Raw genomic sequence first — 19,317 nt, forward strand, 5'->3', positions numbered from 1 at the left:
AATAATACTAAAAAAGTGAGAAATGATGCCGCTCATGGGCGATGCCGCGCTGATCCAGCGCGTGGATCAGTTCGGCCACAGGCGGCACGACGGGCTGCGGCAGTCGCAGCTTGTTGCCCGTTGTCAGGATCAGAGTTGCGCGGATCGAAAGATCCAGCCGGGTATCAAGCCGTAGCTGCGCGATGCGTGACAGCGGCAGGTCCGTACGCTCGCCGCCGGTGAACCAGACGATCTGCTCCGCCGTCACATCAAGGCCGGAGCCCGGGTTCTTTACCAGATCGAACAGGCCGGGAATGACCGGCAGGAACAACAGCGCAATCAGCCATGGCGTTGCCTGCGCATAGAAATACAGCCCGGCCAGCGCCGCAAGCCAGGCCGCGAGCGCCAGAACCAGTGCGGGAGACCGCCCCTGCCGACGGAAGTGATAGTCTTCCACAGGGGCGGTTTTCGGCATGGGAGGAGTGTTCTCCTTAGGCATCCAGGATCCGGGTCACCATTTCGGTGGTGTCACGGCTCAGCCCCTCGGTGCCCGCGATCCGCTCTAGCTCCGTCCGGATCAGCGCCTGACGGTCTGCGTCGTAGCGTTTCCAGGTCTGGAAGGCGGCGCACATGCGGGCGGTGGTCTGCGGGTTCAGCTTATCAAGGGCGATCAGGTTCTCGGCCAGCAACCGATAACCCGCGCCCGAGGCATGGTGGAACCCGGCGTGATGGCCTGCCAGTGCCCCCATCACCGCGCGGAACCGGTTGGGGTTCTTCAGGGTGAACAATTCATGCTGGGTGAGATCGCGCGCAACGGACGCAGCGGTTTCCGGCGCTGCAGAGGCGATCTGCAAGGCAAACCATTTGTCCATCACCAGCCGGTCGCCTTTCCATTGCTCAAAGAAGGCCTGCGATTGCGCATCACCTTTTTCAGCCTTCAGCAGGCAGGCGAGGGCTGCGTATTGCTGGGTCATGTTGTCGGCGTCTTCATACTGGCGCGCCGCTTGCTGACCGCCGTCAAGCCGGGTCAGAAGCGACAGGATGCGCCCGTTGAGATCACGCTTGCCGCTGCTTGTCGCATCCGGGGAATAGGCGCCTGAAACGGTGGTATCCGCATAAAGCCTGGGCAGGCTGTCGGCGAGCTGCTGTGCTAACGTCTGAGCAAAGGTTTCCGCCGCATCAAAGATCTTTTGCGGATCCGGCACATGGCCGCGCTCAAACAGGGTCTGGGCGATGTCGGACTGGCTGGGCGGCGACAGTACCAGCGCGCGAAATGCCGGATCCTGGCTGTCGTCGCGCAGCAGTTTCTGTAGCGCATCCAGGTAATCGGCATCCGGCGCGGCGCCTTCGAGCACCATGGCAACCCGCGCTTCGCGGGCAAGCGCATTGCCGGCCTCCCAGCGGTTGAAGGGATCGGTGTCATGGGCCAGCAAAAAGGCGCGCTCGGCGTTGGATGTCTCGCGCTCCAGGATCACCGGCGCCGAGAATTCGCGCAGGATCGAAGGAACCGGCTTTGCGGCCAGCCCATCGAAGGTAAAGCTTTGCTTTGTCTCGGTCATTTCCAACACCCGGGTGGCGCAGACTTCATCGCCGTTCGGACCGAGCAGGCCGACCGCAATGGGGATCACGCGGGGATCCTTGTCCGGCTGGCCGGGGGTGGGGGGCGTGCTTTGCTCAAAGGTCAGCGTGTAGGTGCCATCGGCATAGTCTTCCGACACTTTCAGATGCGGCGTGCCTGCCAGGCTGTACCAGCGTTTGAATTGAGACAGATCGCGTCCGGTGGCGTCCTCAAAAACTTTCAGCCAGTCTTCGATGGTGCAGGCCTGCCCGTCGTGGCGGTCAAAATACAGCGTTACCGCCTTGGCGTAATCTTCATCGCCCACCAGACGTTTCAGCATGCCGATCACCTCGGCGCCTTTTTCATAGACGGTGGCAGTATAGAAGTTGTTGATTTCCTGGAACTGTTCGGGGCGCACCGGGTGGGCGAGCGGACCGCCGTCCTCGGGGAACTGTCGGGCGCGCAGGTCGATCACGTCCGAAATCCGCTTGACCGGAGCGGAGCGCATATCGGCGGTGAACTGGGCGTCGCGGAAGACGGTCAGACCTTCTTTCAGGCAGAGCTGGAACCAGTCGCGGCAGGTGATGCGGTTGCCGGTCCAGTTGTGGAAATACTCATGCGCGATGATCGCCTCGATGCGTTCGAAATTGGCATCGGTCGAGGTCTCGGGCGAGGCCAGAACGCAGGAGGAGTTGAAGATATTGAGGCCCTTGTTCTCCATCGCGCCCATGTTGAAGTCATCCACGGCCACGATGTTGAAGATATCTAGGTCATATTCGCGGCCATAGACATCCTCGTCCCATTTCATGGACTTCTTCAGCGCCTCCATGCCAAAGGCGCATTTGCCCTCGTCCCCCGGGCGCACCCAGATGTTCAGCTCGACCTCCTTGCCGGACATGGTGGTGAAACTGTCGGGATGGTTGACCAGATCGCCTGCCACCAGGGCAAAGAGATAGGCAGGTTTGGGCCAGGGATCGTGCCATTCGGCCCAGCCCGCGCCGCTGTCGGTGGGGTTGCCGTTTGAGAGTTTTACCGGCTCATCTCCTTCGATGCGGACCTTGAAGGTGGACATCACATCGGGGCGGTCGGGGTAATAGGTGATCTTGCGAAATCCCTCGGCCTCGCATTGCGTGCAATACATGCCGTTCGACATATAAAGCCCTTCGAGCGCGGTGTTCCCCTGTGGGTCGATCTCGACCTCCGCCTCCCAGACAAAGGGCTGGTCTGGCACATCGCAGGTCAGACCGCCCTCGGTAAGTGTGGGGGTCACGGGGGCGCCATCCACCGCTGCGCTGATCAGGCTCAGCTGTTCGCCGTGCAGGAAGAATTCGGGGTTTGCCGCGCCGGGCTTCGGGGCAAAGTGGATCCGGCTCAGAACCCGTGTCGCCCCGGGCGCCAGCCTGAAGGTCAGCTCGACGCTCTGCACCTCGAACCCGAAGGGCGTGTAGTCCTTCAGATAGAATGTCTCGGGCGCGGTTTCGGGTGCGGCATCTTTCATGGCGGGCTCCTGTGGATCTGTGGCGCGGCGCGTTTCCTGCCTGGATTGTTTTGAACCGGCAGGCAGGGGCGCGCGTATCTTGAGCATAGTGGTATGCAATGCAGCCCGGAGCAGCAAGCGCAGAGCGCGCAAATCGCGCCCGGCCCTTGGCGCGGGGCAGCAGACAAGGAGGCGCCGCCCGGCAATGACGACAATCCTGTGGTTCAAGCGCGACCTGCGCATTGAGGATCATCCGGCGCTGGCACATGCGGTCGCCTTGGGCGGGCCGGTCCTGTGCTTATATGTTGTCGAACCGGAATTGTGGCGGCTGCCGGATGCCTCTGCCCGACAGTATGATTTCCTGCGGCAAAGCCTGCCCGGCCTGCGTGAGGCGCTGCGCCGCCGGGGCGCGGATCTGGTTCTTCGTTTTGGAGATGCGGTTGAGGTGCTGGAAGGGCTGGCGGGGCAGTACGCTGTCGACCATCTGGTCAGCCATGAGGAAACCGGAAACGGGTGGACCTATGCCCGCGACAGGCGCGTCGCGGGGTGGGCGCGGGCGCGTGGCATCCGCTGGACCGAGTTGCCGCAATGCGGAGTGGTGCGCGGTCTGATGGCACGGGACGGCTGGCAGCGGGAGCGGAACGGTTTCATGGGGCAGGCGCCGGTCAGTGCGCCCGATCACATCGACGGGATACGCTGCGACAGCGATCCTATGCCTCCGGCCGCAGACCTTGGGCTGATGCCTGACGGGATTGTCGATGCGCAACCGGGCGGACGCCGGGCGGGGTTGCGCTGCCTTGACAGTTTTCTGGACCATCGCGGTCAGCACTATCGCCGCGCCATGTCATCGCCTCTGGAGGGGGCGACGGCCTGTTCCCGCCTGTCGCCGCATTTCGCCTTTGGCACGCTCTCCGTGCGCGAGGTGGTGCAGGCCACGAAAGCCGGACAGGAGGAAGGGCGCAAGGCCGGTTGGCCCGGATCGTTGAAATCCTTTCAGGCGCGTCTGGCCTGGCGCGATCACTTCATGCAGAAGCTGGAGGACCAGCCTGATATCGAACACCGCTGCCTGCATCCGGCGTTTGAAGGGCTAAGGCCCATGGAACTGGATGCCGCTCGACTGGCGGCCTGGCAGAGGGGCGAAACCGGGCTGCCCTTTGTTGATGCCTGCATGCGCAGCCTGACCGCCACCGGATGGCTCAATTTCCGTATGCGGGCGATGGTGATGTCGGTAGCCTCTTACCATCTGTGGCTCGATTGGCGGGCAACCGGCCGACATCTGGCGCGCATGTTCACCGATTACGAGCCAGGCATCCACTGGAGCCAGGTGCAAATGCAGTCAGGCACTACGGGCATGAACACCCTTCGGATCTACAACCCGGTGAAACAGGGGCTGGATCAGGACCCCACAGGCGCCTTTACCCGGGCATGGTTGCCGGAACTGGCCGAGGTGCCGGACCGGTTCCTGCAGGAGCCGTGGAAGTGGCAGGGTGCTGGGCGGCTGCTGGGGCAGGCATATCCGGCTCCAATCGTCGATGTGCAGACAGCGGCGCGGGCGGCGCGCGATGCGGTCTGGGCTGTGCGGCAGCAGGATGGATTTCGCCCCGTCGCCCGCCGCATCGTCAAGAAACACGCCAGCCGCAAACCCCCGCCGACCCGGGGCAGGCAGGTCAAAAAGCCTGCGAAGGGCGCTGATCAGCTGAGTTTTGATTTTTAATGGCACGTATGAGGAAGAAAACAGAGCTACCGACGAAGACCTGCCCGGTTTGCGCGCGCCCCTTTGCCTGGCGGCGCAAATGGGCGCGGGACTGGGAGCAGGTCATCTATTGCTCGGCCCGTTGTCGCGGCATGGCAAAGGGCGCATCTGCAAAGAAGATTTGAAACAGCTGCGCTTAAATTGGTAAAAAAGGTTTACCACCCTTGTTGCCGATAGGAAACTTTTCCTGTATCGGGGAAACTGACCAACGTTTACCTGCGAGGAGAGAGCCGATGGCAGACATGAAAGACATTCACGGGATGCAGGTCGCATCCGAGCTGGCTGACTTTATCGAAGCCAAGGCTTTGCCGGGCACCGGTGTCAGCGCCGATGCTTTCTGGGCGGGGCTGTCCGGCCTTGTGAATGGCATGGGCGATGAAAACCGCGCCCTGCTGGCCAAACGCGAAGACATCCAGGGCCGCATCGATGCCTGGCACGTTGAACGCCGGGGCCAACCGCATGACGCGGAGGCCTATACTGGCTTCCTGCGCGAGCTGGGCTATCTTGTGCCTGAAGGCGATGATTTCGAGATCGAAACCGAGAACGTCGACCCCGAGATCGCCCATACACCGGGGCCGCAGTTGGTGGTACCGATCACCAATGCGCGCTTTGCGCTCAATGCGGCGAACGCCCGCTGGGGATCGCTTTATGATGCGCTTTACGGCACCGATGCCATAGGCGATCTTCCGACGGCGGGCGGTTATGATGCGGCGCGCGGCGACCGGGTGATTGCCTGGGGCCGGGCGTTCCTGGATGAAACCTTCCCGCTGGCCGCTGGCTCCTGGGCTGATATCGACGCCCTGTCGGTTGCGGATGGTGCGCTGGTTCCGGCGCTGAAGGATGCGGCGCAATTCGCGGGCCACGCCGGAGAAGCCTCGGCCCCGTCGCGGATTTTCCTGAAAAACAACGGGTTGCACGCGATCGTCGAGATCGACGCTACCGGTAATATCGGCAAAGGCGACAGCGCAGGCATCAACGACATCACCCTGGAATCGGCACTTTCCACAATCATGGACTGTGAAGATTCCGTCGCATGCGTCGATGCAGCGGACAAGGTTCAGGCCTATTCCAATTGGCTGGGCCTGATGAAGCGCGATCTGGCCGAAGAGGTCAGCAAGGGCGGCAAATCCTTCACCCGCGTACTCAACGATGACATCTCCTACACGACGCCCGCGGGAGAGGCGGCTGTGCTGAAAGGCCGCTCGCTGCTGCTGATCCGCAACGTGGGCCACCTGATGACCAACTCGGCGGTTCTGGACAGCGCAGGCCGCGAGGCAGGCGAGGGCTTCCTGGACGCCATGATCACCGTGCTGATCGCCATGCATGACCTGAAGTCCGAAGGCGGTAACTCGCTGCATGGCTCGGTCTATGTGGTCAAGCCGAAGATGCACGGGCCGGAAGAGGTCGCCTTTGCGGTGAAGATCTTCGACCATGTCGAGGGCGCGCTGGGCCTGCCGCGCAACACCGTCAAGATCGGCATCATGGACGAGGAACGCCGCACCTCTGTGAACCTGAAGGAATGCATCCGCGCCGCCAAATCCCGCGTCGCCTTTATCAATACAGGCTTCCTTGACCGGACCGGCGACGAGATCCACACCTCGATGGAAGCAGGCGCCATGCTGCGCAAGGGTGAGATGAAATCGACCCCTTGGATCGCGTCCTATGAGGATCGCAACGTCGATATCGGTCTGGCCTGTGGTCTGAAGGGCCGCGCGCAGATCGGCAAAGGCATGTGGGCTATGCCCGACCGCATGGGTGAAATGCTGGAGGCCAAGATTGGCCATCCGCAATCAGGCGCCACCTGCGCCTGGGTCCCGTCCCCGACCGCTGCGACCCTGCACGCCACGCACTATCACAAGGTTGATGTGCTGGCGCGTCAGGACGAACTGAAAGCGGGCGGTGCTCGTGGCAGCCTTGAGGACCTGCTGACCATCCCAGTGATGGAAGGGCAGAACCTGTCGGATGATGAGATCGCCAAGGAAATCGAGAACAACGCTCAGGGCATCCTTGGCTATGTGGTGCGCTGGGTCGATCAGGGCGTCGGCTGCTCCAAGGTGCCGGACATCAACAACGTTGGCCTGATGGAGGACCGCGCGACCTGCCGGATTTCCTCGCAGGCGCTGGCCAACTGGCTGCACCACGGCATCGTGGACGAGGCGCAGGTGATGGCAGCGATGCAGAAGATGGCTGCCGTGGTGGATGGGCAGAACAAGGGTGATCCGGCCTATCGTCCGATGGCGCCTGGATTTGACGGCATCGCCTTCCAGGCGGCCTGCGATCTGGTCTTCAAGGGCCGCATCCAGCCCTCTGGCTATACCGAGCCGGTGCTGCACGCCCGTCGGCTTGAGCTGAAGGCGGCTGGCTGACCCACACGGATTGATCGGACCGGGGCCTGTCCCCGGTCCTTTTCTTTGAAACTCACTCATCAGAAGGAAACCGCAGATGACGATTTCACTCAGACGCGCACGTACCATCATCCGCAAGGCGCTGGAAAAGGGCCGCGAGCTGAACCTCAAACCGCTGTCGGTGGTGGTGCTGGATGCGGGCGGGCACGTCCAAGCCTTTGAACGCGAAGACGGTGCCGCACCGGGCCGTTTTGCAATCGCTCACGGCAAGGCCTATGGCGCCGTCATGCTGGGCATGTCCGGTTCGGCGCAGATGGCCCGGGCTGAACAGCAGGCCTATTTCATGGCGGCGGTGAACGGTGTTTACGGCGGTCAGGTCGTGCCTGTTCCCGGCGGCGTTCTGCTGCGCGACAAGAAGGGAGCCGTGCTGGGCGCCGTGGGCGTCACCGGCGATACCTCGGACAACGATGCCGCAGCGGCGCTGGCCGGGATCGAGGCCGTGGGGCTGGTCGGCGAGGCCTGATCTCCCGCCTTTGTGCAATGGCGAACAATGAACCGGCCTGTACCCGTTCCGGGGTGCGGGCCGTTTCGTTTTGACGCGGCGTTACCGCAGGATTGCGTTAAAAATCACCGCTTTGTCACCTGTGCGCACCTGAACAAGCGCCTGCGCCACCCTGACGAGTTGAATGCCCGGCGCTGCGCCGCTAGGGTCACCAAAAGGCAATAACTCGCGAGTGGATCATGGCGCGGCCCAAAGTTGGCATTATCGGCAATTCCTATCTGATGAACGATCAGTACCCCACCCACGCCGGTGGTACTATGAACTCCGAAGCGGTGGCCGACGTGTCCGGCTGCATGCCGCTGCTGATCCCCTCGGATCCGCGTTTCCTGTCGGTGGAAGAACTGCTTGAGACCTTTGACGGTTTCCTGCTGACGGGTGGACGTCCGAACGTGCATCCCAACGAATACGGCGAGGAAGAGACCGAAGCCCACGGCGCCTTTGACCGCGCCCGCGATGCCATCGTCCTACCGCTGGTGCGCGCCTGCGTCGAGCGGGGCCAACCCTTCCTTGGCATCTGCCGCGGCTTTCAGGAGGTGAACGTCGCCATGGGTGGTACGCTATACCCCGAGATCCGCGATCTGCCGGGCCGGATGAACCACCGCATGCCCCCCGATGGCACCCTGGAAGAGAAATTCGCCCTGCGCCATTCGGTAAAGCTGACCAGCGGCGGCGTGTTCCACCGCCTGTTCGGCGCTGAAGAGGTAATGACCAACACGCTGCACGGGCAAGGCATCAAACAGCCGGGCACCCGCATCGTGATCGACGGCTACGCCCCCGATGGCACGCCCGAGGCGATCTATGTCGAGGATGCGCCCGGATTTACCCTCGCGGTGCAATGGCACCCGGAATGGGACGCGGCGAACGATCCCGTGTCGCGCCCTCTGTTCCAGGCCTTTGGCGAAGCGGCAAGCGACTGGGCGGATGGCGCGCGTCCTAAACCGTTGCAGAAGTCGGCCTGATCGGGAGCTCGTCTCAGTCGAACGTGGGGGAGAGGGTGAACGAAATATCCCCTCCCAATCGCGTTGGTCCGCTTTGAGCCCAAAGAAGAATTGCTTTCCGGGGTATCTCGACTCCGCCATCGATTGAACTTGTCAACTCATGGTGGATAATGACGCAATGAGAACGGCGGCGCCCCAAATCAATGCTACTGTCCCGAATACCATTGCCAACACACGATAAGCGACCATCGACACAAAGTGAAACCTTGGCGATTTGGTCGACAGATACCTGTATATAGGGTTGATTTTCAAAGATTTTTTATCACATTGAATCCAAGCAGTCTTTATTGACGTCAAGCATAATATTGACCCCACGAAAAACAAAATGGATCCAAAAGCTAATGTGAAGAACTGGTCCAAGCCGCTCAGATCCTGTTGGTGAAAATTTGCGCAAAACGTACGGAGATCACGTAGTCAGTGCAACCATGCTGGTCGGTTAGGTGCAGATTGTCGACCATCAAGGCTAGCACGCGAAAAAGCCCGCCGGGTCAGCGGAGGGCTCTTCTTATTTATATTCTTGCCACGCCGGATCAAACCAACAGATCGAACTCATGCATCAGCGGCAGGCTGCGGGCGCGTTTGCCGGTGAGGTCGAACAGCGCATTGGCCAGTGCCGGGGCTGCCGGGGGCGTGCCCGGCTCGCCTGCGCCGCCCATGTGGGTCTGGTTTTGCAGCACGGAGACCTCGACCGCTGGCATGGTGTGCATGCGCATGGCGTCGAAATCGGGGAAGTTCTGCTGCTCCACCGCGCCATCCGCAAAGGTGATCTCGCCAAAACAGGCGGCTGACAGACCGTAGGCGAGGCCGCTGAACATCTGCGCCTCGACATTGCGCGGGTCGATGGCGCGGCCGATGTCAGCGGCGATCCAGGCCTTGTTGATACGGATCTGGCCGTCTTCATCGATCACCTCGATCACCTCTGCCACGGGGGTGCCGAAACTATAGGCCAGCGCCACACCGCGTCCGATGCCTTCCGGCGTCTCTCCTGTCCAGCCGGACATCTCGCCCACCTTTTCCAGGACTTTGGCCGCTGGTTCCCATTCTGCGCGGGCCAACTCCAGACGGAACTCCAGCGGATCGCGGCCTGCGGCATGGGCCATCTCATCCAGAATGGTGTCAGAAAAGAAGCCGTTGAACGACGCTGCGACAGAGCGCCAGAACCCGACCGGGATCATCGGCTTCACCAGATAGCCTTCGACGCGGAAATTCGGGATCGCCAGCGGTTGGTTGAAGGCGGCATCGACGTGGCCCTTGTCCGGTCCACCCATCGGCAGACCAAGCATGCGGCCTGCGCCCTCCACCGTGGTGGACTGGGCGGCGATCTTGCCGTGCACCATCACCGCCTTGCCATCCTTCACCGCCGCGCGATAGCGCGCCACGGCGCCGGGGCGGTAGAAGTCGTGGGTCATGTCTTCTTCGCGGCTCCAGGTCAGTTGCACCGGGGTGCCGCGCATCTGCATCGCAACCTGGACCACGCGGTTGGTGTAATCCACCTCGATTCGACGTCCGAAGCCACCACCCAGATAGGTGGTGTGGACCTGCACGGCTTCCTTCGGGAGGCCAGCAAGGTCGGCTGCGGATTTCTGCACCACTGTCGGACCTTGATTGGGAGCCCAGATTTGCAAGGCGTCACCGGTATAAAGCGCGGTGGCATTCATCGGCTCCATGGTCGCATGGGCCAGATAGGGCAGGCGGTATTCGGCCTCGATGATCTGCGCCCCCTCGGGGAGGCTGTCGACATCGCCATCGTCGCGCAGGACGGAGTTTGAGCTGTCCTCGAATGCGCGGTCGATTTCGGCAAAGATCGCATCGGTGGTTTCAGGGTAGGGGGCGGGCTCCCATGTCACGTCGATCGCATTCACCGCCTGTTGCGCCAGCCAGGTGTTGGTTGCCACCACGGCAACTGCATCGCCCAGATCCAGAACCTTTTCCACGCCGGGCATGGTTTCTGCGGCGCTGGCGTCAAAGGCGGTCTTGCCCACCCCAAAATGCGGGCTCTGCCGGATGGCGGCGAACTTCATGCCTTCAAGGCGCACGTCGACGCCAAAGCCCGCGGTGCCGGTCACCTTGGGAACCATATCAAGGCGCGGCACGTCCTTGCCGACGTACTTCCACTGCGCCGCCGGGCGCAGCGCGGCCTCTTGCGGGTCGATCCCGGCGGCTTCCACCGCCAGATCGGTATAGGGGATTCGGCTGCCGTCCGGGGCGATCACATGGCCGTCTTCGGTATCCAAAAGCGCGCGCGAGGTTCCAAGGCGCTGGGCCGCGGCCTCTTTCAGGGTTTCACGCGCGGTGGCCCCGGCCATCCGCATGCGATCGAACCCGTCTTTCATGGATGAGGAGCCGCCGGTGACCTGCAGGTCGAGGAATTTCGACATATGGCCGACGACCTGCCCCAGCGAGTGCTGGAAGTTGCTGGCGTCATAGCCGCGCCCGGGCAGGGCCTCGGCCATCATGGCGCTGTTGTAATAAGCCTTGGCGGCGGGGCCGTGGATGACCTGCACCGCTTCGGGGCGCACATCCAGTTCCTCGGCGATCAGCGCTACCCATGAGGTGCGCACCCCCTGGCCCATTTCGGCGCGGGGGGCGATCAGGGTCACGCCGGACTGATCCACCATCACAAACGGGTTGAGGGCGGCCTGACCTTCTTTCGGCGACAGGGGATTGGGCGCGGGCTGATGATACTTGTAGGTGCCAAAGGCCACACCACCAAGGATGGCGGCAGAGCCGATCAGGAAACTGCGGCGGGCGATTTTCTTGAAGCTGGCCATGGATCACGCCTCCTGCATCATTTTGGCCGCGGTATGGATGGCAGCGCGGATGCGGGGGTAGGTGCCGCAGCGGCACAGGTTCCCCTGCATGGCGTCGTCGATATCGCTGTCGCTAGGCGCTGGGTTCTCGGCCAGCAGGCTTGCGGCCTGCATGATCTGCCCGGACTGGCAATAGCCACATTGTGCCACCTGATGATCGACCCAGGCTTGCTGGATTGCAGCCATGGCTTCGGGTGTGCCGACGCCTTCGATGGTGGTGACCTCACCCCAGACATCGCCAAGCGCCACCTGGCAGGAGCGCGTCGCCACCCCGTCGATATGCACGGTGCAGGCACCGCAGGCCGCAATGCCGCAGCCGAACTTGGTGCCCGTAAGGCCGATTTCATCACGCAGGACCCAGAGCAGGGGTACATCCTGCGGCAGATCCACCTCGTGGTCGCTTCCGTTGATCCTGAGCGTGGTTGGCATGGGGCTGACCTCTGTTTGTGGATGTTGTGACAAAATGCGTTAATTGTGTCAGTGTGTCAATTGACAAAATCAGGCAATAGTGTCAGTAGCCTTGGGTATGAACCGTCTTACCGCTGATCCCATGTTGTCCGACCCAAAGGCCCAGACCATACTCGAGTCTGCCTGGCAAGCTTTTTCGGCCTATGGGTTCCGCAAAACCTCTATGGACGACATAGCGCGTGGGGCAGGGATGTCCCGTCCGGCGGTCTATCTTCACTTTCGCAACAAGGAAGCGATCTTCACGGCTCTGGTCGAAGCCTATTACCGGCAGGCGCGCGAAGACATCCGTGCGGCGCTAGAGGGAGAGGGCACTCTGGCCGACCGCGTTGCGCGCGCTTTTGCGGCCCATGGCGGCGCGACGATGGAGGCTATGATGTCCTCGGCGCATGGCTTGGAACTGTTCGAGGCAGGTATGAGCGTCGCGCCAGAGGCCATCGAGGCGGGCGAGGCGGCGCTGGCCGGGGTCTATGCCGACTGGCTGCAGAAAAGAGATCTGCCCGCAGCCGTCGGGACAGCTGCAGAGGTAGCGCAGGTGTTCTGCGCCGCGCTCAAAGGGATCAAGCATACGGCGCCTGAATATCCGACTTATCGCATGCGTGTTTCGCAGCTTGCCGCGCTGATGGCACGGGCGCTCGAAGGCACCTAGCAACGGATAAGCCACCGTCGGCCGGGCGAGAGAGCGCCCTGACCGGCGGTGGGGACCGGGCTTACAGCTCGGTACGCAGGTGCCAGAGTTCGGGGAAGAGCTCCACCTCCAGCATGCGTTTCAGGTAGCTGACGCCGCCAGTGCCGCCGGTACCGCGTTTGAAGCCGATCACTCGTTCCACTGTGGTCACATGGTTGAACCGCCAGCGGCGGAAGTAATCCTCGAAATCGACTAGTTTTTCGGCCAGCTCATACAGCTCCCAATGGGTCTCGGGGGCCTGATAGACAGTGGTCCAAGCCTGCATAACCGCGTCGCTGGCTTGGTAGGGCAAGGAGACATCCCTGCTCAGCACCTGGGCAGGCAGCGGCAGGCTGTTCGACAGAAGCCGCAGGGCCACATCGTAAAGCGAGGGCTGCGACAGTTCATTCTCCAAGAGGGCTGTCACATCCGCATCATGGGCGTGGGGGCGCAGCATGGCTTTGTTCCGGTTGCCCAGCATGAACTCAATCAGCCGGTACTGATAGGATTGAAAGCCCGAACTCTGCCCCAGTGAATCCCGGAAATGAGTGTAGTCCGAGGGCGTCATCGTGCGCAGCACATCCCAGGCCGAATTCAGCTGCTCAAAGATCCGCGCCACTCGGGCCAGCATCTTGAACGCCTGCCGGGAATCACCGGCCAGCAGGCAATCGCGGGCGGCGTTCAACTCGTGCACCGCAAGGCGCATCCACAATTCGCTGGTCTGATGCTGGATGATGAACAGCATCTCGTCATGGGCGTCGCTCAGCGGCTTTTGCGCTGTCAGGATCGCGTCCAGCGACAGGTAGTCGCCATAGGACATGCGCCCGTCAAAGGACATTTCGGCGCCGTCCTCGGCCGGGTCAAAGGGAGAGTTAAGAGGGCATTTGCTCATTGGATCTTTCCTGTTCCTTGGTCTTTTATACATCAGGGAAAGGAAAGCGTCCTCCGGTTTAACCGGCAGCACTGAGCCAGGCGGCGCCAGAGCGCCACCCAGCCCGCAGGTCTGCACAAAGGAAGGATATGCGTCGCCCCACTCACGATCAGGTCACGGCGGCGCGCTGTTTGTAGGCGTCGTTGTCCCACAGATCGTTGGTCATCACGTCCTTCACGATCGCCACGGCGGCACGCATGTCATCGGCGTCGATGTAAAGCGGGGTAAAGCCAAAGCGCATGATGTCCGGGGCACGGAAATCACCGATCACGCCGCGTTCGATCAGGGCCTGCATCGCGGCATAGCCTTCGCGGAAGCGGAAGGAGACCTGGCTGCCACGCTGGTTGCCATCGCGCGGCGAGGCAAGCTCCAGCTCGGGACAGGCGGCTTCGACCTCGGCGATGAACAGATCACAGAGCTCGATGGATTTTGCCCGTAGATCCTGCATGTCGACCTGGTCCCAGATGTCCATCGCTGCTTCCAGCGAGGTCAGCTGGATCACCGGTGGCGTGCCGACCCGCATGCGTTCGATGCCGCGGCCTGGCCGATAATCAAGATCAAAGGCAAAGGGCGCCTCGTGTCCCAGCCAGCCAGACAGCGCCGGACGGGCAACCTCGGCGTGGCGCGGTGCCACATAGATGAAGGCGGGGCCGCCGGGGCCGCTGTTGAGGTATTTGTAGGTGCAGCCGACCGCGAAATCAGCCTTGCAGCCTGCCAGATCCACCGGAAGGGCACCTGCGGAATGCGCCAGATCCCAGACGGTCAGGGCGCCTGCCTCATGGGCCTTGGCGGTGAGGGTCTTCATGTCGTGCTTGCGTCCGGTGCGGTAATCCACCTCGGTCAGCATCAGCACAGCGACATCATCGGTGATGTTCTCGGCCACCGCCTCGGGGTCGACGACGCGCAACTCGTACTCGGCGCCAAGCGATTTAAGCAGCCCCTGCACGATGTAGAGGTCAGACGGGAAGTTGCCGTTGTCCGACAGAACCACCTTGCGGCTCGGGTTCATCTCCAGCGCCGAGGCGACGGCCTGATAGACCTTGATCGACAGGGTATCCCCCATGATCACGTGATCTTCTTCGGCGCCGATCAGTCGGGCGATGCGGTTGCCGACAGCCGTGGATTTCTGCATCCATCCGGCCTTGTTCCAGCCGGTGATCAGCATCTTGCCCCATTCCTCGGTCATCATGTTGGCGACGCGGTCCTTGGCGGCGCTGGGCAGGGGGCCCAGTGAGTTCCCGTCGAGGTAGATCACCCCTTCGGGCAGGTCGAACATGGCCTTGGTGGCGGCAAAATCGGTCATCGGAACCTCGTCTGGCGGGCTGAAAAGAAGGGCCTGAACTGTTTCAAGCTTGAAGGTTTCGGATTTTGTATCCGATATTCAAAAACCTGTCCAGTGCGTGTGGTATTTCTGTAGGACACGCAAAAACGCCGCCGGAAATCCGGCGGCGCAATGTGGTGCGGGGCTATTGCTGCGATCAGGTCTGGCCGCCGGAGATTTCGATGGTCTGCCCGTTGATGGATTGTGATCCGGGACCGCAGAGCCACATGGCCGCAGCCGAGACTTCTTCCGGCTCGATCAGACGCTGGTGGCGGTTCGCGTGTGTCATGATCTTCAGCGCTTCATCTTCGCTGACACCAGCGCGGGCCGAGATCGAGGTGATGTTTCGCTCCACGATGGGGGTATCTACGTAGCCGGGACAGATCGCGTTGAAGGTGAAGGCCGTGCCGAGGTAATCTTCGCTCAGCGCACGGGTGAGGCCGACCATGCCGTGTTTGCTGGCGGAATAGCAGGCACCGCCCTTGAGCCCGCGCAGACCCGCGATCGAAGAAACGGTGATGACCCGGCCCCAATCGGTTTCGCGCATGGATTTCAGACACTCGCGGATGGTCAGGAAGGCACCGTCCAGATTGGTCGCCATCATGTTGCGCCAGAAATCGAGCGTGGTCTTGTGTAGCGCTTTGCCCTCGGCAACGCCGGCATTTGCGACGCAGATCTGTATCGGGCCCCGCGCATCGACGGCGGCCTGGATCTTGGTCACGATGTCGTCTTCGTCGCGCACATCCATCGCCATGGGGTGCAGCCCCTTGGTGGCGACCTCCTCCAGCACCTCCTGGCGGCGCCCGGTGATGGTGACTTCGGCGCCTTGCGCGGCCAGGGCGCGGGCGATGGCCAGGCCGATCCCGGTGCCGCCGCCCGTGACCAGCGCATGTTTTCCTGCCAGCGATGTCGTGTCTTGTGATGTCATGTTGTTCGGTCCTCCCGTGTTTGCGTCCAGCCTAACGGCATGCCGGGGCAGGGCAAGAAAGCCGTCCCGTCACAATTCCGTGTCGGCACTCTTGGGTAAAGGTTTTCCACCGGGACCATTTACAATCATATTCATAAGTGTGAATTATTGAGCAGCTGATTTGGGAGGACACCATGAAAACGATTTTTTCCGCTGCATTGATCGCGACATTTAGCGCAGGCACCGCATGGGCCAGCGAAGACATCGCCGATCAGTACCCGCAATCCGAGCTGTACTCCAAGCCGGTCGAGGTGATCCCGCATGTGTTTTCCGCCATCGGAGCCACCGCGCCGCCGACCTACGAGAACTCAGGACACAACAACAATTTGTCATTTATCGTGACCGGTGAGGGCGTCGTGGTCATCAACGGCGGCGCTTCGGTGCGTCTGGCGGCGGCGCTGCACGATGAAATCAGAGCGGTTACCGAACAGCCGGTGGTGCTGGTGATCAATGAAAACGGCCAGGGCCATGCGATGCTTGGCAATTCCTACTGGGTCGATCAGGGCGTCGATATTCTGGCGCATGTGGATGCGATCGAAGCCTTCACCGAAGAGGCCGATTTCATCCTACAGGGCATGGAGCGCTACAACCGCGACAAGGCCGAAGGCACCCGGATCGTGGCGCCAAACCTAAGTTTTGAAGACAATTTCGACCTGACTCTTGGCGGGGTAGAGATCAAGGTGATGCACATGGGGCCCGCGCATGACCCGGGGGATACGCAGGTCTGGCTGCCGCAATGGAACATGCTGATCGCCGGTGACATGGCCTTTCACGAACGCATGCTGCCGATCTTTGAAGGGACCTGTACCTCCTGCTGGCTGGAGACCTGGGAGACCAAGATGGAGCCGCTGAACCCGACCTATGTGATCCCGGGGCACGGCCATCCGACCAACCTCGCGCAGGTGCGCCGCTACACCTACGACTACCTCACGGATCTGCGAGCGAAGATCGGCGCCCATATCGACGAGGGTGGTGATCTGGCTGGCGCTTACTATGTGGACCAGGAACGCTGGAAGGGGCTCGATACCTTCGAGGAACTCGCTACCAAGAACGCCGGGCGGGTCTTCGAGGAAATGGAGTGGGAATGACCCCGCACCCGGTCAGCATGCAAAAGTATACGTAGGAAAGCCCGTAGAATTGTGCAGGATCATGCCGCATCCCGGAACAGATTCGCCGTTTTGGGGCCATTTTGGACATTTTGTCCTTTTCTTTGCGCACAACGGCGCCGCGGGCTGGACCTGTCGGCCGGATAAGAGGACTTTGCGCTCGATGAACTTGTACTCTGCCCCGGATATCGCGATGGTGTGCGCCTGATGCGCTGGATTGATATGCCTCCCGTCTGGTTGTTTGCCTGCCTTATCCTGGCGTGGCTGCAGGCCAGCTATTTGCCCTATGGGCTGACCTTTGGCGGGGCGTGGGCGGATTTCCTTGGTGGAATATTGGTCGGGGGGGGTATCCTTCTGATGCTGCTTGCGGTGGTCGAGATGCGGCGCCAGCACACCACCATCATTCCCCACCAGACACCAAGCCGCTTGGTGCAATCGGGGATCTTCAGCCGCAGCCGCAATCCCATTTATCTGGGCGACATCCTGGTTCTGGCCGGGCTTATCCTTCGGTTTGACGCAGTGCGGTCCTTGCCGCTGGTGCCGATATTCGTCTGGATTCTGGAACGGCGCTTCATCGAACCCGAAGAAAACAGAATGCGGCGGACATTCCGTCAGGACTGGGCGCGCTACGAAGAAAAGGTACGCCGCTGGGTCTAAAGTTCATGCGGCGTCGCGGCAAAATGATGCGGCGACGCGGCGAAACGCTTGCGCAAAAATGTTGCGCAGGATAATCAAAATATTTGCGATCCGTACCCGGTGCTTTGCTGGCACGGGCAAGACGAGGGGGACCGACAAGGTGAGAATAGGTACACCAAAGGAAGTAATGAAAGGCGAGGCGCGCGTCGCGATGACGCCGGACTCTGCCAAGCAGCTGCAAAAGCTCGGCTATGACTGCGCCATCGAAACCGGTGCCGGTCAGCTGGCTGGTTTCAGCGATGCCGCCTATGAAGAGGCTGGCGTCGAAATCGTGAAAACCGCAGCCGCGCTGTGGAAGACATCGGATATCGTCGCCAAGGTGCGCATTCCGACCGACACCGAATTGAAGCGGATGACAGCGGGTAAGACGCTGATCTCCTTCTTCAACCCCGGTGGCAACGAGGAAGGCCTGGAACTGGCGCGCTCCAAGGGCGCCAATGTCATCGCCATGGAAATGGTGCCGCGCATCAGCCGCGCGCAGAAGATGGACGCCCTGTCTTCGATGGCGAACATCGCCGGCTATCGCGCTGTGATCGAGGCAGGCAACAACTTTGGCCGCTTCTTCACCGGTCAGATCACCGCTGCGGGCAAGGTGCCCCCGGCGAAGGTTCTGGTCGTTGGCGCAGGTGTGGCCGGTCTGGCAGCCATCGGCGCTTCCACCAGCCTTGGTGCGGTGACCTATGCGTTTGACGTGCGCCCCGAAGTGGCGGAGCAGGTCGAATCGATGGGCGCTGAATTCGTCTACCTCGATTTCGAAGAGGAACAGCAGGACGGTGCGGCAACCGGCGGCTATGCGGCCGTCTCCAGCCCCGAGTTCCGCGAAGCACAGCTCGCGAAGTTCCGCGAACTGGCCCCCGAAGTGGACATCGTGATCACCACTGCGCTGATCCCCAACCGCGAAGCGCCCAAGCTGTGGCTTGAGGACATGGTTGCGGCGATGAAGCCGGGTTCGGTCATCGTCGACCTTGCAGCCGAAAAGGGCGGTAACGTCGAAGGCACCGTGATGGATGAGAAAGTTGTCACAGACAACGGCGTCACCATCATCGGCTACACGGACTTCCCGAGCCGTATGGCCGCGCAGTCCTCGACGCTTTATGCCACCAACATCCGTCACATGATGACCGACCTGACCCCTGAAAAGGACGGTCAGATCGTGCATGACATGGAAGACGACGTGATCCGTGGCGCAACGGTGACTTTCGACAAGGAAATCACCTTCCCGCCGCCGCCGCCAAAGGTTCAGGCCATCGCGGCGCAGAAGAAACCCGATGCGCCGAAAGAACTGACCGCGGAAGAAAAGCGCGCGCAGGAAATCGCGGCCTTCAAGCAGCAGACCAAGCAACAGGTCACTCTCTTGGTGATCGGCGCAGCGCTGCTCTTGGGCGTGGGGCTCGTGGCTCCAGCCAGCTTCATGCAGCACTTTATCGTCTTCGTTCTGGCGGTCTTTGTCGGCTTCCAGGTGATCTGGGGCGTGGCGCACAGCCTGCACACACCTCTGATGGCGGTGACCAACGCGATCTCCTCGATCATCATCCTGGGCGCGCTGATGCAGATCGGCTCTGGCTCGTTCCTGGTGATCCTGCTGGCAGCGCTCTCGGTCTTCATGGCCGGCATCAATATTTTCGGCGGCTTCCTTGTGACACGGCGCATGCTCGCCATGTTCCAGAAGTCTTAAGAGCGAG

Annotated in this window: 16 protein-coding genes; 9 read left to right on the top strand and 7 right to left on the bottom strand. The window is 61.6% G+C overall.

The window, feature by feature from the left end; all coding sequences use genetic code 11:
- Window positions 1-7 precede the first annotated feature (7 nt).
- Both SM763_RS16065 and pepN read right to left on the bottom strand, forming a co-directional pair.
- Window positions 8-454: a hypothetical protein gene (locus SM763_RS16065; RefSeq protein WP_368999157.1), complete on the bottom strand. Its 447-nt coding sequence runs from the start codon at window positions 452-454 to the stop codon at window positions 8-10.
- Between the two features lie 16 nt (window positions 455-470).
- Window positions 471-3,035, bottom strand: a complete 2,565-nt coding sequence (gene pepN, locus SM763_RS16070; RefSeq protein ID WP_368999158.1) for an aminopeptidase N — start codon at window positions 3,033-3,035, stop codon at window positions 471-473.
- A 184-nt stretch (window positions 3,036-3,219) separates the two neighbouring features.
- On the opposite strand from pepN, the gene SM763_RS16075 reads away from it, so the two are divergent.
- The 5 genes from SM763_RS16075 to SM763_RS16095 all read left to right on the top strand — a co-directional run bounded on the left by SM763_RS16075 (window position 3,220) and on the right by SM763_RS16095 (window position 8,633).
- Window positions 3,220-4,728 (top strand): FAD-binding domain-containing protein, encoded by a 1,509-nt coding sequence (locus SM763_RS16075; RefSeq protein ID WP_368999159.1) that lies wholly within the window; start codon window positions 3,220-3,222, stop codon window positions 4,726-4,728.
- An 8-nt stretch (window positions 4,729-4,736) separates the two neighbouring features.
- A complete protein-coding gene (locus SM763_RS16080; RefSeq protein ID WP_342456086.1) occupies window positions 4,737-4,892 on the top strand; it encodes a DUF2256 domain-containing protein in 156 nt (51 codons plus the stop codon).
- Window positions 4,893-5,009: 117 nt separating this feature from the next.
- Complete coding sequence (locus SM763_RS16085; protein ID WP_490363290.1) at window positions 5,010-7,133, top strand: malate synthase G; 2,124 nt, start codon at window positions 5,010-5,012, stop codon at window positions 7,131-7,133.
- A 76-nt stretch (window positions 7,134-7,209) separates the two neighbouring features.
- Entirely contained in the window at window positions 7,210-7,635 is a 426-nt protein-coding gene (locus tag SM763_RS16090; protein WP_065273079.1) for a GlcG/HbpS family heme-binding protein, read from the top strand.
- A gap of 218 nt (window positions 7,636-7,853) precedes the next feature.
- Entirely contained in the window at window positions 7,854-8,633 is a 780-nt protein-coding gene (locus SM763_RS16095) for a gamma-glutamyl-gamma-aminobutyrate hydrolase family protein (RefSeq protein WP_274836713.1), read from the top strand.
- Window positions 8,634-9,202: 569 nt separating this feature from the next.
- On the opposite strand, the gene SM763_RS16100 is transcribed toward SM763_RS16095, so the two are convergent.
- Complete coding sequence (locus tag SM763_RS16100) at window positions 9,203-11,443, bottom strand: xanthine dehydrogenase family protein molybdopterin-binding subunit (protein WP_368999161.1); 2,241 nt, start codon at window positions 11,441-11,443, stop codon at window positions 9,203-9,205.
- Window positions 11,444-11,446: 3 nt separating this feature from the next.
- Entirely contained in the window at window positions 11,447-11,911 is a 465-nt protein-coding gene (locus SM763_RS16105) for a (2Fe-2S)-binding protein (RefSeq protein ID WP_274828855.1), read from the bottom strand.
- Between the two features lie 121 nt (window positions 11,912-12,032).
- Here SM763_RS16105 and SM763_RS16110 point away from each other — a divergent pair, with 121 nt between their 5' ends.
- Window positions 12,033-12,596 (top strand): TetR/AcrR family transcriptional regulator, encoded by a 564-nt coding sequence (locus SM763_RS16110; protein ID WP_368999199.1) that lies wholly within the window; start codon window positions 12,033-12,035, stop codon window positions 12,594-12,596.
- Window positions 12,597-12,657: 61 nt separating this feature from the next.
- Here SM763_RS16110 and kynA read toward each other — a convergent pair whose 3' ends face one another.
- The 3 genes from kynA to SM763_RS16125 form a co-directional block, all read right to left on the bottom strand.
- Window positions 12,658-13,506 carry a tryptophan 2,3-dioxygenase gene (gene kynA / locus SM763_RS16115; protein ID WP_274831800.1) on the bottom strand — a complete coding sequence of 283 codons (849 nt, stop codon included), beginning with the start codon at window positions 13,504-13,506 and terminating at the stop codon, window positions 12,658-12,660.
- Window positions 13,507-13,654: 148 nt separating this feature from the next.
- The gene (gene kynU, locus SM763_RS16120; RefSeq protein ID WP_368999162.1) at window positions 13,655-14,848 is read right to left on the bottom strand and encodes a kynureninase; all 1,194 of its coding nucleotides are present in this window, start codon (window positions 14,846-14,848) and stop codon (window positions 13,655-13,657) included.
- Window positions 14,849-15,023: 175 nt separating this feature from the next.
- The gene (locus tag SM763_RS16125) at window positions 15,024-15,794 is read right to left on the bottom strand and encodes an SDR family NAD(P)-dependent oxidoreductase (protein WP_368999163.1); all 771 of its coding nucleotides are present in this window, start codon (window positions 15,792-15,794) and stop codon (window positions 15,024-15,026) included.
- A gap of 173 nt (window positions 15,795-15,967) precedes the next feature.
- Here SM763_RS16125 and SM763_RS16130 point away from each other — a divergent pair, with 173 nt between their 5' ends.
- The 3 genes from SM763_RS16130 to SM763_RS16140 all read left to right on the top strand — a co-directional run bounded on the left by SM763_RS16130 (window position 15,968) and on the right by SM763_RS16140 (window position 19,310).
- Window positions 15,968-16,921 (top strand): MBL fold metallo-hydrolase, encoded by a 954-nt coding sequence (locus SM763_RS16130; RefSeq protein WP_368999164.1) that lies wholly within the window; start codon window positions 15,968-15,970, stop codon window positions 16,919-16,921.
- Window positions 16,922-17,146: 225 nt separating this feature from the next.
- Window positions 17,147-17,596 (top strand): methyltransferase family protein, encoded by a 450-nt coding sequence (locus tag SM763_RS16135; protein WP_368999165.1) that lies wholly within the window; start codon window positions 17,147-17,149, stop codon window positions 17,594-17,596.
- A 139-nt stretch (window positions 17,597-17,735) separates the two neighbouring features.
- Window positions 17,736-19,310: a Re/Si-specific NAD(P)(+) transhydrogenase subunit alpha gene (locus tag SM763_RS16140; protein WP_347508852.1), complete on the top strand. Its 1,575-nt coding sequence runs from the start codon at window positions 17,736-17,738 to the stop codon at window positions 19,308-19,310.
- The last annotated feature ends 7 nt before the right edge of the window (window positions 19,311-19,317 follow it).

The organism is Pseudophaeobacter sp. C1-32P7 (assembly GCF_041008775.1).
Classification (GTDB): Bacteria; Pseudomonadota; Alphaproteobacteria; order Rhodobacterales; family Rhodobacteraceae; genus Phycobacter; species Phycobacter gallaeciensis_A.